Genomic DNA, 13,734 nt, shown 5'->3' on the forward strand with positions numbered 1-13,734 from the left:
GCGCCCGTAGGTCCAGCAGGTCCGATGTCGCCCGTTGCGCCCGAAGGTCCAGCAGGTCCGATGTCGCCTGTCGCGCCCGAAGGTCCAGCAGGTCCGATGTCGCCCGTAGCGCCCGTAGGTCCAGCAGGTCCGATGTCGCCCGTCGCGCCCGTAGGTCCAGCAGGTCCGATGTCGCCCGTTGCACCTGTAGGTCCAGCAGGTCCGATGTCGCCCGTCGCACCCGTAGGTCCAGCAGGTCCGATGTCGCCCGTTGCGCCCGTAGGTCCAGCAGGTCCGATGTCGCCCGTCGCGCCCGTAGGTCCAGCAGGTCCGATGTCGCCCGTTGCGCCCGAAGGTCCAGCAGGTCCGATGTCGCCTGTCGCGCCCGAAGGTCCAGCAGGTCCGATGTCGCCCGTTGCGCCCGTAGGTCCAGCAGGTCCAATGTCGCCCGTCGCGCCCGTAGGTCCAGCAGGTCCGATGTCGCCTGTCGCGCCCGAAGGTCCAGCAGGTCCGATGTCGCCCGTTGCGCCCGTAGGTCCAGCAGGTCCGATGTCGCCCGTCGCGCCCGTAGTTCCAGTAGGTCCGATGTCGCCCGTCGCGCCCGTAGGTCCAGCAGGTCCGGTAGCGCCCGTAGCCCCACCTGCTGTAGTGATTTGAGTAACTTGTTTCAATTTGCTATCCAATAACAACTCCTTTTTCATCGCTAACTCGAGCGTATCTTGGACGCTTGTATTTACTTTCAAGATATCCTCTAACGAAGCTGACGGAGTCAAGCCAGGTAACGTGCCGAGTGCATATTGAATCTTTTCCCCCTCTGCATTAATAATATGTGCTAGTCCTAACTCTTCCATCGCAATGGAGGCTAAGAGTAGGTTAATGGCATCATCCCTTGTAAGTGAAATATCAGGGGTGATATTAGGGATGTTTGGTTGAGACATATAATCTCTCCTTTTCTTTTTTTTGAACAGTCCTTTATCGTAAAAGATAGAATAAGGCTTGTTCTATTTCTAATCTATTCAGGTAAGAAGAAAGGAGATGGGACGAGCGCCCCTTTGTGTTTTTAAAAGTTTGGATATGGAATTCACTATTTGGTGTTTTGATTGTCTAAATTGAAGTTAAAGAAGGCGAAGGTTATTGGGAAACCACATTATAGAAATAGATATGAAGATTTGTAATATGCAGCTACTTCATTTTTAATCATTGGAGGTGTCATCGGTTGGTTCGCGGGAATAATTTTTGGGAAGGACTTGCCGGGCGGAGTTATGGGCAATGTTGTTGCCGGTATCATCGGTGCACTAATCTTTCTAATTAACTTATGTTTTGTAATGAAGTCGATGCGCGAGAGATAGTGATTTCTTGAATAGAGTGAAACGGATGAAGGACCTAACACTAAGTTTTCCATCTATACCAGATGAACAAAGCCGTCTCCCTAAAGAGATGGCTTTTAATATGTATCGCTAAGCACAGTTGAATCCCAGGTTACTCCTGAATCCTCAAGTTCGGGCAGCGTTTTTTCAACTCGGCGACAAACCCCTTTTGATCATTAGGTGAAATCTTAACGCTCCCCAACACTGTCGTCCTATTAAATATTTCGATGCTATCCCGAGATGACAATATTCTATAACCTGTGAAAATCGCTGATGTAGGGGAAACCTTCGTAATACTTTCATAGGGAATTCGACTTCTAAAAGGCCCGCCTTTTACAAATAAGTGTTCTTCATGAAAAACGTATTTAATCGAAAAGGAACACCACAAAATAATCCCCGTCGAAACAAGAAAAGTCAAGGCCGAAATTAGAACAACAAGTAATTGACCTCCACCTACTGCAAATAACGGAAGTAATGTCACCAAACCAATAATAAGTATCATAATCAAAATAAACTTAACAAAAAAGGAATCTACTTTTGAACGAAAAATCATTTGTAATTGCACCACCTTTATATTTAATACGAGTAACTTTCGTAAAGGTTTCATTCAAAAGTATATTGCAATCTATCATTTCCTCACTAAATTATCACAAACGCTACAAGCAAAAACATTATAGCTCTCATTAAAACCGAAATCCTCATACGGCTCAGGGAATCCGCAAACGAGACACTCACAAAGCTTCATATACGAAACAACATCGTCAATTTCAATCGGCGTGTCTTTCGGAAGCTCACCCTTTAAAAACGCAACGCCCTCGTCATGCAATATCTTCACTAAGCTATTTTCATCTTGATCGTCTTCACGGGAAAATAGAATGATACTATCTTCCTTCCTAGCATCGAATTCCTTGCAGTATAAAATATCAGGAGAGCAACCGATTTCCGCTAACACTTCCTTCAACTGAGATTCCAACCGTACCGCCAACTTATCCTCACAGTTATCCTTCAGCTCATCCCAATAAATATATAAACCCTCATAATAGACATATCTCTCTGGGTCCAAAAAGTAATTATAGACCTCGTCATACAAATGCGAAAACAAATCATGCATCCTGGCGATCAACCCATTATAGAAAAAGGCATCAGGATCCATCCACGCTTCGCTTAAACACTGCTGCATATAAAGGTCAACATCATTCGCTAGATCGTCACGCTGTTCAACGGTCTCCATATACGCCGCATCTACCACACACTGCCGATACAACTCCACCATCTCCGCATAAGTAAACGCATAAGGCTCATCCAAAACCCCCTCTGGATAGCATTCAACAGAACAAAATACTGATTGATCCAAGTGAAACTGAAATGGCTCTCCCGTAAACGTTTTTTGACATGTCGCACATTCATGCATCTAAAACCCCTCCTTACGGTCACTATACATACGGCTAAATTAATCTGCTACGGCAGGGAAAATTTTTTTGTTAAACAGTATCCCTTTTTGGAGTTCGCATCTATATATCAAATGAAAATATCATTTGACCAGGGGGATCTTTGTTATGGACTATCTAAAGAATCATCAACCATTCAACAACAAACATGAATTAAACGAGGCCGTGTCTTCGCATTTATATAGATGTAATTTCGAGTTAAATAAAACAGACAAAAGTGTTATCGAAATGTTAAGCCGCTATGCCGTAAAATATCCTGGCGTCGCTCATTTGAAGATGGACACCCTTTCACAAGCAATCAAAAAAGCAACGAGAACAATTCAACGTTCGATTCGAAAACTAGAAGAGTTGAAAATCATCGAGAGAAAACCATTTACTAGGGAAGTGAGTGGGGGTTACGGCGCGAACTTGTATATTTTTTTACCACCAAGTGTCATATCGGAATTGTCACCTCGACAGGAGCCGAACAGACCTACAGCCACAACAGAAGAACACACTAATTTTGAAAATGAAGTTATTAATCTTAAAAGCAAAAAAGATCTTTATAGTCATAATACGTATAAGCAAGTGACCGTCACGCATTACCAAAGATTCAAAAGTCTTCTTAATTCTTACACAGGCGAAGAGAACCAGCAGCAAATCAGCAGGCTCTATAGCATTTACCGTGGACAGACGGGTCGCTTATTAAAATTCAGCATTCACCAAGACAAAAAATTACTACTCGAGGCCCTAGCACTTCAAGCCATCACTATCACATTCCAATCAACAAAAAAGAAAAAAATTCGAAATCTATTCGGATATTACGACGGAGTCTTGCGGAAGTTAATTGAAAATGCATTATTTAGTGAGGCTTTTATGGACTATGGTGTTTCAACGGAATTAAAAATACCTAAGGTAATAGTCGGATGAATTTTGATCTTGATATAATAAAAACCAGAGTATGACAGAGAGAGTGATTCAAATGGAAAATTACTTTATGTCTGCAATGAATGTGATGCCATGCATGGAGATGAAACAGATCATTGTCAAACTTGCGGTTGTGAAAGCATTCGAACCGTACGGGAAGTGGAGTTGCTAGATGGCATGCAGTGGAATTAGAAAGGAAGTTTCCTAAGATGAATTTACAAGTTGAAAATACCGATGAGCGACTCTGCTCGCAGTGTAATATTCCTATGTTTGAAGGGTTTTACTTTGAATCAAATGGTACACATTATTGCAGTGAGGAATGTTTAACAAAGGTTATATCCTGGCAGGAATATTTGATGATTTATGACGATGGAAATGGAGATGCTTTTTGGACGGATTGGTATGATTGTTGAAAATTAACAGCAGTTATCGGACAATTGGTATATAAGACTAATGCAGAATTTTACATGCAAACAGAAAAGGTGAGACAGATTAAAAAAACAGTACATGTCGTAGGTGCAATTATTGAAAATGAGAACGGAGAAATACTTTGCGCATTACGAGGTCCAGAAATGACTTTGCCGAATTACTGGGAGTTTCCAGGTGGGAAAATTGAAGAGAACGAATCAAAAGAAGAAGCCTTAATTAGAGAGATCAAAGAGGAATTAGGTTGCAAAATTGAAGTGTTGAAACATGTCGATGATACGACTTACGAGTATGAACAAGTTATTGTTAGACTTGAAACATTCTTGTCGAAAATTATTGAAGGGGTACCTGAATTATCTGAGCATGCAGAAATAAAATGGGTGCCTAGAAAAGAGCTAAACACTCTAAAATGGGCACCCGCTGATATACCTGCCATTGAAAAGTTGTTATCTAATGAGGTCGTGATATAAGTCTTCTGGGACAGGCTTGTGTAATTTCCAAATAATATTCATGGGCTTGTCCCCATGACTGCTTACGTAATCAATCTCGCCAAGATACATAAATGGTAAAGTCATGCCATGCATTGTAGAAAATTTACGTATAAATAAATGAATATGGATATCACGCTCTTTGTGGTTAATATATTCCTGACCTTGTCCGGATTCATGAGATGTTTTATTTTGACTTTGCCAATGGAAAGTAGTTGGATCTTTGAAGAAGTCTTTATAAAGTAAATGATCCTCAACATCTTCGGCTTTATTAAGATTAATAAAGAGTAAATAATGATTGTCTACTCGACTTACACCCTCTCGCCACGTGCCTTCCGGAACCTTTGCTTCAAAAATAAACATTAATTCATTTCTAGTATAATTTCGATAAAGAGCTAGTTTTTTCTCCCGTGCTAAGACTAAATCGGTGCGAAACGACCTACGGAAATCAATTAAACCGTATTCTAATCTATCTTTTACGTAGTTAGCGTAACCGTAATCGGTTAATATCTCGCTAATTGCCCTTTCAACGTAAAATATTTCATTCTTTATTTCCCCGAAACTCCACTTTTGCTTTTTATAGCGTTTTGATAATCTATCCATAGCACGTAAAATTAATGTTTCATGCTCATCACGATTAATTTCAAGGTCGAACCTCTTGGTTAACCAGGCGACTACGTCATTAATCGAAATTTCATTACTAGATTTAGCCAAATAAATGATGGCATATTCGTATGGCCATTTAATTGAAAGCATGCTTTCAATTCTCTCAACAATTTCATATTTAAGATCGTTTTCTAAGATCTCTTCATCGTAAACATTAAGATCATCCATATATTCTTTAGTTCTTACCCAAGACCGGAACTTATAAATAAAGAAATTTAAGCTTGGTGCTTCTTCGGCATATAAAAAGTCTATAATTTCTGGTGACCTGCCAAGATCATATTTGAATTGTGCATACATTTCTTTGAGAACAGCAACGGAACTAAGTTTAATATTGTCGATTCTATTTAATATTTCACGCTGTGCAATAGGATCTAACTGGACGACTGAACCGCCGGGTGCATCAGCAAATTCATGAAGAACTGCAACACGTAGCGAATCAGTATCAAAGGCTTTGGCGTTATACTGTCCTGACAATGCTAAAGGAATAATAAAAGACTTTTTATAGTTTCCGATAAAGTCGAGTACTGTGACATACTCTTTGTCTTCTGTTCTACGCAATCCCCTTCCTAACTGCTGAATAAATATAGTGGAAGACTCAGTTGGTCTTAAAAAAAGCATAAGATTCACTTTCGGAATATCGATTCCTTCATTAAATATGTTCACTGTAAATATCATTGTCAATTCATCTTTGGGGTCTTCTAATCTACTTATTATAGCTTGTCTGTATTCAACGGAATCATCACCAGTTAAACATTCAGTAACATACCCGCGTTTATTAAATTCCGCACTCATATATTTAGCGTGTTCAATGTTCACACAAAATCCTAAACCATGTAAGAAATCTCCGTCATGTCCATAAGTTTTCATTTTATCAATAATAAATTCAACCCGGGTGAATGTTGATAATGCTCGAACAAGTGAGTTTTCCTCGTAATGCCCATTCAAAATATCTACTTTGTCATAATCAACGGTTTGGTCTGCTACCCCAAAATAATGGAATGGGGCTAATAATTCAGCCTCCAATGCATCGCGTAGACGTATTTCATAGACGATATTATTATCACACAACTCAAGAACATTTCTACCGTCCATTCTTTCCGGTGTTGCAGTCAATCCTAAAAGAAATTTCGGCTTGAAGTAATCAATAACTTTCCTATAGGTTGGTGCTTCCGCGTGATGAAATTCATCGATGATAATATAGTCAAAGTCATCTGGATTGAATCTTTCTAGTGTATTATCTTTTGATAAAGACTGGATTGTACTGAAAATAAACCGTTTATCAAATTCCTTTTTACTCCCCGTTATTTTCCCACATAGAAATTCATCCTTAAACAGTGAGCTATATGTTTTTATTGCACTGTCTAGTAATTCCTCCCGATGAGCAATAAAAAGAAGTCTTTCAGGCTGGAATTGTTGTACGTCAAATGCTGATAGATAGGTCTTACCGGTTCCAGTTGCAGCAATAATTACACCTTTTGTGTGTCCGTTTTTCCTAGTGAAAATCAAGTTTTTTAAAGCTTCTTTTTGCATTTCATTTGGCTGTATATCTGTGTGTTCTAAATAAGGTGCTTCACGTTCAAAAGTAAAGGATGGTAATAATTTAGTCTCCGTCTTTTGGTGTTGTTCATACTGTTGTAAAAACTCTTCTGATGGGTATATAGCCTTTTCGTTTGTCCACATTTTATTGAAAAATTCCATCGTTTGTTCATAAGCAGGCATGTGCTGTGTATGGGGAATTTTCACGTTGAGCTCGTGACCATTGATAAGGGCAGAATGTGAAATATTTGAAGATCCAATGATTACTGTATTTTGATTGGATTTTCGTTTAAATAAATAAGCCTTTGTATGAAAGGACTCATTCTTTAATGGCAATACCTTTATGTCCACATTTGTAAATTGCATTAAGTGCCGAATGGCCTTGGCTTCCGTAATATTTAAATAGGTTGTTGTTAAAATTTTGACTGGTACATTTCTTTTTTCTAACTCAATTAATTCTCTTGTTAATAATTGTGCACCAGACATTCTTACGAAGCTCACAAGAAAATAAATTTCATCGGATGTCTGCATTTCATATGCAAGTGTCTTAAAGAAATTTTTAATCTTATGAGAGTCATTATATAGAACATCAACGCGTGTTAAAAATAGATCTTCTTTGATGGGTATCGTGTTTTCCTTTTCGCTGTAAGTGATCATTGATAAAGGGTGACTAAATTCTCTTTCATCTTTCCCGGCAAGATCATGAATTTGGTCAATTAACTGGAAAATCTCACTATATTTATCATTGTCAGCTAATCCTTTTAGTTTATCGCCAATTATATTTGCCGCGTGCATGGTTAAAGTTTCTACGTACTCATCTACAGATAATTTTTGAATTAGTTTCGCGGAAGGGTATTCTTTTTCTATACGGTAAATCTCTTCTATAACACCTTTTGGTTTGATATCCAATATTATAACCCCCTACTTTTTAGAGCTCTTACGCTAAGTTTAATATCTTTTCTAAATAACACTAATTTCCATTGTATCAAATTATTAAATTGTAAGCCGGGAGCTTTATGGGAGGATTTTCAAATTTATTGTCGAAGTGAGAGTAATTAAGGAGGGGTATCTACTTGGCACTAACACAAATGCAAATCATTCAATCCTTAGGGGAAGCGATGAGTTGGCTAGAAAGAGAAATCAGCTGGGGTAAAAATCCGGCTGAATTGACGCATTTTATGGGGCGTATCGGTGAGTTATATGTGGCGATGTACACGAATGGAAATATAGCGGACGATGTAATGTGAATGAAAAAGGGTCTGACGTTTTGCGAAGGATAATGAAAGGATTTAAGTGAAGACGTCTTCTCTATCTAGTTATCTAGCAGACATAGCCATCGATATCCGGTAAATATTCCCTATGTCAATTTGCTTGGATAATATAAAAAGTCGTCCAGTAAAATTTTACATTTCAAGCTTATAAAGTCATGAAATATTTTAGGGGGAGAACTAATGGAAACGGAAATAACTAGAGGAAGTATATTGAATCTTTTATCAAGCTCCATAATCTACGGTAATTTAGGTCTGTTTATTGGGGCGGGTTTTTCAAAAGCTGTTTTAGATGATGATCAGGATTTAGGAGCATTATCTTGGGGAGAACTCATTGAGGCATCCAGTAGTGAATTATCAATTGATTATTCAAGCATATATAAGACTGGAATCTCTTATCCTGAAATCTCCACGTTAATATGTGATAAATATGCAAGTGATAATAACATCCCATACGAAGAAGCAAAATTTTTATTTAAAAGTAAAGTTTGTGAGTTAACAAATTGGTATCCAGATAGTGAACAAAGAGGCATCTATAGTGAGTACCTCGAATTGATGGACCCCAAATGGATTATTACTACTAATTATGATTTAGTAATAGAAAGTCTACTTACTGGCCGCTGTTTATCCTTAAGTCCTCAAGATTATTTAACTAGCCCAAAGGAAGCAATACCTGTATATCACCTTCATGGAATCCGCCATAATCCCGAATCAATAATTATTACTCAGGAGGACTATGTAAAGTTATTTAGGCCAAATGAGTATCGACAAATAAAGTTGGCGTTAACTATTAAAGAATCCACGTCACTAATTTTAGGGTACGGTTTGGGCGACGTAAATGTTCTTTCCGCAGTAGATTGGTCAAAAAATATTTATAAAGAGGAAAATGTGTCGAATGTGTATCCCAATGAAATAGTACAAGTCATTAGAGTTGATGAACCAAAGGAAGAACCTTATATGGATAAAAATAATATTATCATTATTGAGACCAACGAAATAGAAAGTTTTTTGAAGGAGTTCACTGATGCACATCAAGTAAATTTACGATCTCATGTAGAACAGATGGAGGAAATTCGAAGAATGAACGGTGAATTAACTGCAACTAGTGACGTGAAAGTAAACAAGTTTATCTCTGATCAAGGATTTAGATTGGGTTTATTGGAGGCACTGTCTAAGTTTGAGATACATATGATTTCTCCATTTATTGACTTTTTATCTAGGTGTATTGATAAGACATGGGAAAATGCCATGCCATATGGTGCCTTTCACGGGTATAACGAGAATTTAACGGTTTTACTAGACATTATCATTCATATTGAATTTCAAAAAGTTCCACCTGCTCTTTTTGAATTTGTTGCCTATTCTCTTGATAGAGTTCTGTATTATGTGGGAAACAGCCATGGACAAAGTCATCAAGCAGAAAGAACCTGGCAGTCCAATAAAGATGAAATATCACGAGAAATGGTGAAAGAGTTGCATGGATTCGCGAAAAGACAAAGATACATTAATCTTGAGCGAAAACTGGGCTCTCTTCTGATTACTTAAAAACCCACTTACAAATTATAGGTACCCAAATTGGATATTCTGTATGACCATCTAGTTGTTAAATTAATTGAACATACTATAACTATAAACTAGGAGGGATTGACTGGAATTTTTAAATGCTTTATTGGGAAACGCCTCAACTGCGAACAAAGAGGAAGTTACAAAAGAACTGGATTGAATTTTGGTAGAAGGTGAAGAGGTAGAAGTTGCTTTTTAATTGGTCAGAGATTTAATTGTTTTTACAGACAAGCGCCTTTTGTTGGTGGATAAGCAAGGGGTTACGGGGAAAAAGGTTGAATATCATTCAATCCCATATAAAAGTATCTCACATTTTAGTGTAGAAACGGCAGGACGTTTTGATTTGGATGCAGAACTAAAAATATGGATATCCGGAGCGCAACTTCCTGCGTTAGAAAAGCAGTTTAGAAAAGAAGATAGCATATATGATATTCAAAAAGTGTTGGCTGCTGTATGTGTTTAAGGTTGGGAGCCCGTTGAAGAATTAGCGTGCGGGAAGACAAAGGGGGATGTAGAGATGGCAATCACAATGGAAATGAGTATGGGTGCTTATGAAATAGCAAAAAAGGTTTATTCAAAAAAAATGATCGCGAGCGAAGGGAAATTTGAAATTAATAGGATAACAGGTATGAACGCAGGTTCTGCAAGTGCTTTTATCACCATATTCCTAGCTATGATGAACGGGGAAGAATACAAAAGAGCATTCAATAATGCGACCAATAAGTTTTTGCTTGAAAGTATCAGAAAAGACTTTGGTGAAGGTTCTTATAACAATGCTCTGAATGCTGTGCAGAAGCACATCAATTATTATGAGTCGTTTGGAAATGGTAAACTACCAGGATTACAGAAGATTGTAGATCAAATGAGGAAAGAATATGCTGTGTGAGCAAGGGTATTCTGGTTCATTATTAATTCAAAGTCGTGAATGGTCATTATTTTACCTCGCACAGTAGTCGGCAGAATGCGGGCTGCAGGACATTGTAGATGATTTGCTTTAGATATGGTATGGGGGTGTCATGCGATGAATGAAAAATTTGAGGTATGGGAACCCATTTCAGAAAGTCCTTTTTGTCATGTAAAAAACCAATTGCATTTTTATGATATGAGTTGTATGAATGATTTTATATTAGTGTTTGAAGAAGCAGGAAGTTCAAGATTGTATGTGTTTATTTATGAAGATTTGAATAGGGATAGCGCTGTTATCTCGTTTCGGTTTTCTCTATCGTTAACCCGCTCTGATTTTAATCAGTTGGTCATTGATTTTTCGGAGGGTAAGGAAGCGGCTGGAGCTCATTTTCTTTCATATGAACCGACGTTTTTTAAAGTAAGGCATTCGAGTTGGATTTCTTGGTATAATCGTGTATTTCCAGCAAGGGTGCAGTTGAATCCGGAGATAGCACATCATACATATGTTACTTCTGATTATTTGATTGAAGTATTGAGTGAGCAGGAACCGGGTGTGAAGGTGATGGAGAAGGAAGCGTGGAAGACATACCGGAGTTCTTTATTGGAACAAGAACGATGAACAAGACAATGTAATCAATCTGATTTTAGGAGTCTGTCATGAAGAAAAGTAAGGTTTCTATAACTTCTATAATTTTATGTGTAGCATTTATTATATTTATGTTTTCAACTTTTTATCTTCAATATGAATTTTTATTTGTAACACGTATTGTTTCAATTGCTTTTGCATTGGGATATTTGGTGATTGAAATAAAAAAAGAGTATTTTTCGGAAAATAAAATGATGTTTATTATTTTTAGTGCGGTTAGTCTAATTGCTTTAATAGTAAGTATTGCACTTGAAGATGCAGCGGCGAATAACATGCTAAATGAAAGAGTTTTCTTTATTCCTGTGTACATTTTTATTCTAATTGTTATTATGTATCGTGATTTATATGATGAAAACAAACAATAAAAGATGATAGTTTATATGACATTCAGAAATTATTGGCGGTTTATGTGTATAAAAGGATAAAAACCTAAGAGGAATTCAACCTGATTAAATACTTGGTTGGATCCCTCTTTTTTTATCTTTGCTAGTAAATGTGTAAAGGTTTCGGAGACGTTGATGTCGAAGACAAGCATAGGGAAATGGGGAAATTATTATGAATTGCAAAGGGTAGGTGATTACTGTGAAGTTTATTTCTTTTACTGCCATGTCAAGCAATGGTTTAGATCATAAAGTTAACGAGTTTCTTGAAACCCATCCTAATATTGAAGTCATTGATATTAAGTTTACTGCTAGCTTTGGCAGTATCTATGCAGCAATTTTATTTCGTTGATATCAAAACATTTATTTTAAATTCTAGATAAGCGAACACTGGTCATATCAATCCCTTGGGACTTTCAATAGTTTCAGGGGATTTAATTATTTACAAGATGACAGTACTTTTTATAAACCGAATCGTCTATTGGAGTGAGGGGGGAGGAAGAGTATCATGACAGATTATGAATTTGATGATCTTTATCGGTTGGAGAGTGACCGGGTTTACAGATATATTTATATGCTTATTGGACATAAACAAAAAGCTGAGGACTTAACGCATGATACGTTTTTAAAAGCGTATCGCAGTATTCATACGTTTCGAAACGAATCAGGCCATGCGACTTGGTTGATGAAAATTGCTCGAAACCTGACTTATGATTATTTTAGAAGAAAAAAGGTTGTGCAGTTTTTCGCATTTGGGAAAGAGGATTATGTGGATGAGCGACTAAAAGATCCAGGACAGCTATCAGTAGAACTAGATGATATAGAAAAGTTATATCGGGCAATCAAATCCTTAAAACAAAGTTATCAAGACGTTATTATTCTTCGAAGAATTGATGAAAGTTCCATTAAGGAAACTGCATTTATTTTAGGCTGGTCGGAAGCGAAAGTGAAGGGAATGTCACAGCGGGCATTTAAAGCACTGAAAGAAAAGATGTTGGAAAAGGAAGGTGAGTATAGTGCAGGAACTTGATAATTTATTTAATGGGCTAAAGAAAGTAGAACGTCCAACTGGCGCAAAAGAAAAGACGCTTCAAAAGCTGCAAGGAAGCCGTTCTCGTAAACGTCGCTCGGTTATCCCATCTCTTGTTACGGGGGTTCTTGTAGTCGCCGCACTCCTATTTATTATGATGAATATGGAGAAGGAAGTCAGTCCGTATGCATCGGGAGTTTCAGTGGATAAAAGTTTTATCATGTATTCTGTTAGTGTGATTGAATTTGATCCGGAATTGGTGGACCATATAGGAAAGGTTGAAATTAAAGATAATCCTGTATGGAGTGCCAAAGTGAAGCAGATCTTGGAAACAATGAGTGAAACTGAAGTTTATCCAGAAGGGATGTCCCTATACGATCTTGGGGTGTATTCCGGTGAACAACTATATCGGTTTAAAATTTGGGCTACAGATGATGGGCTGGCAATTAAAGACGTTGATAGTGGGATTCATTATGTAAGTACTAGTGAGGAATCAGATAGCTTTTTGAAGATGGCAGAAGAATTCTTGGAGCCATTAAAAACTCCGCCGTTGGATGAGGACGAAATAGAAGACGAAGACATAGATACAGACGAAGAGAAGGGGACAGATGAAGAGAAAGAAGATGAAACGGAAGTTGAAAAAGTCCCTACAATGAACTTAAGTAAAGAACAGTTAAAAAGTCTTTTCAATAATGATAAGTATGAAGTCAGTATAAAAGTTAGCGATATTGAAGAATCCGCTGATGGAAGTACTGTCAAATTCCATTTGGTTCATGAGAAAAATGGCGGAAAGACGTGGAGCAATATAGAAATGACTAGCAAAAATGATCCTAAAGAAAACCAACTCACAAATATTTCCCTCTTTGGAGCAGGGCTAGAATACGACGCACATTCTTTATATTACTTCTTAGAAATTTTTCATGACATTTTACAGTTGCCAGTGAGTACTGATGAGTTTGTGGAGTTAACTGGATTGTATCCGGGCGCAAGCGTTCAGCAAGTTGATGAACAGTTCAATTTAGGCGGATTCACCTTTACTTCCAAAGTTTCTGAGGAAGGCATGCGATTCATAATAGAGCCAATTAAAGATGTGTAGTAATCGAAGCTAGTACGGGGTCAGTTGAA

The 13,734-nt window shown here is 37.8% G+C and carries 15 protein-coding genes and 2 pseudogenes; 13 read left to right on the plus strand and 4 right to left on the minus strand.

Annotated elements, in window-relative coordinates; genetic code table 11:
• A partial coding sequence (locus J4G36_RS17390) for an alpha-helical endospore appendage domain-containing protein (protein WP_483315912.1) occupies nt 1-917 on the minus strand: 917 nt, incomplete at its 3' end.
• 258 nt (nt 918-1,175) lie between these two features.
• Between J4G36_RS17390 and J4G36_RS18605 the strand changes: the two are divergent.
• Nucleotides 1,176-1,280: pseudogene (locus J4G36_RS18605) on the plus strand (GlsB/YeaQ/YmgE family stress response membrane protein); the annotation flags it as partial.
• A 178-nt stretch (nt 1,281-1,458) separates the two neighbouring features.
• On the opposite strand, the gene J4G36_RS17400 reads toward J4G36_RS18605, so the two are convergent.
• Together J4G36_RS17400 and J4G36_RS17405 are read right to left on the minus strand one after the other, a co-directional pair.
• Nucleotides 1,459-1,899 carry a PH domain-containing protein gene (locus J4G36_RS17400; RefSeq protein WP_210471692.1) on the minus strand — a complete coding sequence of 147 codons (441 nt, stop codon included), beginning with the start codon at nt 1,897-1,899 and terminating at the stop codon, nt 1,459-1,461.
• 75 nt (nt 1,900-1,974) lie between these two features.
• A complete protein-coding gene (locus J4G36_RS17405) occupies nt 1,975-2,757 on the minus strand; it encodes a hypothetical protein (RefSeq protein WP_210471693.1) in 783 nt (260 codons plus the stop codon).
• Nucleotides 2,758-2,902: 145 nt separating this feature from the next.
• Here J4G36_RS17405 and J4G36_RS17410 point away from each other — a divergent pair, with 145 nt between their 5' ends.
• From J4G36_RS17410 to J4G36_RS17425, 4 genes are all read left to right on the plus strand, one after another.
• On the plus strand, nt 2,903-3,703 hold the full coding sequence (locus J4G36_RS17410; protein WP_210471694.1) for a helix-turn-helix domain-containing protein: 801 nt from the start codon (nt 2,903-2,905) through the stop codon (nt 3,701-3,703).
• Between the two features lie 31 nt (nt 3,704-3,734).
• The gene (locus tag J4G36_RS17415; RefSeq protein ID WP_210471695.1) at nt 3,735-3,872 is read left to right on the plus strand and encodes a hypothetical protein; all 138 of its coding nucleotides are present in this window, start codon (nt 3,735-3,737) and stop codon (nt 3,870-3,872) included.
• A 37-nt stretch (nt 3,873-3,909) separates the two neighbouring features.
• Nucleotides 3,910-4,113, plus strand: coding sequence for a hypothetical protein (locus J4G36_RS17420; RefSeq protein WP_210471696.1), 204 nt, complete (start codon nt 3,910-3,912; stop codon nt 4,111-4,113).
• Between the two features lie 78 nt (nt 4,114-4,191).
• Nucleotides 4,192-4,596: a (deoxy)nucleoside triphosphate pyrophosphohydrolase gene (locus tag J4G36_RS17425; protein WP_210471749.1), complete on the plus strand. Its 405-nt coding sequence runs from the start codon at nt 4,192-4,194 to the stop codon at nt 4,594-4,596.
• Here J4G36_RS17425 and J4G36_RS17430 read toward each other — a convergent pair.
• Entirely contained in the window at nt 4,573-7,719 is a 3,147-nt protein-coding gene (locus J4G36_RS17430) for a DUF3427 domain-containing protein (protein WP_210471748.1), read from the minus strand. The genes J4G36_RS17425 and J4G36_RS17430 overlap by 24 nt on opposite strands.
• A gap of 170 nt (nt 7,720-7,889) precedes the next feature.
• On the opposite strand from J4G36_RS17430, the gene J4G36_RS17435 reads away from it, so the two are divergent.
• The 8 genes and pseudogenes from J4G36_RS17435 to J4G36_RS17470 all read left to right on the plus strand — a co-directional run bounded on the left by J4G36_RS17435 (nt 7,890) and on the right by J4G36_RS17470 (nt 13,705).
• Entirely contained in the window at nt 7,890-8,063 is a 174-nt protein-coding gene (locus J4G36_RS17435; protein WP_210471697.1) for a hypothetical protein, read from the plus strand.
• Between the two features lie 204 nt (nt 8,064-8,267).
• Nucleotides 8,268-9,629 carry an SIR2 family NAD-dependent protein deacylase gene (locus tag J4G36_RS17440; protein ID WP_210471698.1) on the plus strand — a complete coding sequence of 454 codons (1,362 nt, stop codon included), beginning with the start codon at nt 8,268-8,270 and terminating at the stop codon, nt 9,627-9,629.
• 103 nt (nt 9,630-9,732) lie between these two features.
• A pseudogene (locus tag J4G36_RS17445) lies at nt 9,733-10,110 on the plus strand (PH domain-containing protein).
• A gap of 54 nt (nt 10,111-10,164) precedes the next feature.
• Nucleotides 10,165-10,533 carry a hypothetical protein gene (locus J4G36_RS17450; RefSeq protein ID WP_210471699.1) on the plus strand — a complete coding sequence of 123 codons (369 nt, stop codon included), beginning with the start codon at nt 10,165-10,167 and terminating at the stop codon, nt 10,531-10,533.
• 135 nt (nt 10,534-10,668) lie between these two features.
• Nucleotides 10,669-11,172, plus strand: a complete 504-nt coding sequence (locus J4G36_RS17455; RefSeq protein WP_210471700.1) for a hypothetical protein — start codon at nt 10,669-10,671, stop codon at nt 11,170-11,172.
• Between the two features lie 38 nt (nt 11,173-11,210).
• Complete coding sequence (locus tag J4G36_RS17460; protein ID WP_210471701.1) at nt 11,211-11,564, plus strand: hypothetical protein; 354 nt, start codon at nt 11,211-11,213, stop codon at nt 11,562-11,564.
• 523 nt (nt 11,565-12,087) lie between these two features.
• A complete protein-coding gene (locus tag J4G36_RS17465) occupies nt 12,088-12,609 on the plus strand; it encodes an RNA polymerase sigma factor (protein WP_210471702.1) in 522 nt (173 codons plus the stop codon).
• On the plus strand, nt 12,596-13,705 hold the full coding sequence (locus tag J4G36_RS17470; protein ID WP_210471703.1) for a hypothetical protein: 1,110 nt from the start codon (nt 12,596-12,598) through the stop codon (nt 13,703-13,705). The genes J4G36_RS17465 and J4G36_RS17470 overlap by 14 nt, the downstream gene beginning before the upstream one ends.
• The last annotated feature ends 29 nt before the right edge of the window (nt 13,706-13,734 follow it).

The sequence above is a fragment of the Sporosarcina sp. 6E9 genome (assembly GCF_017921835.1).
In the GTDB taxonomy this organism is placed as follows: domain Bacteria; phylum Bacillota; class Bacilli; order Bacillales_A; family Planococcaceae; genus Sporosarcina.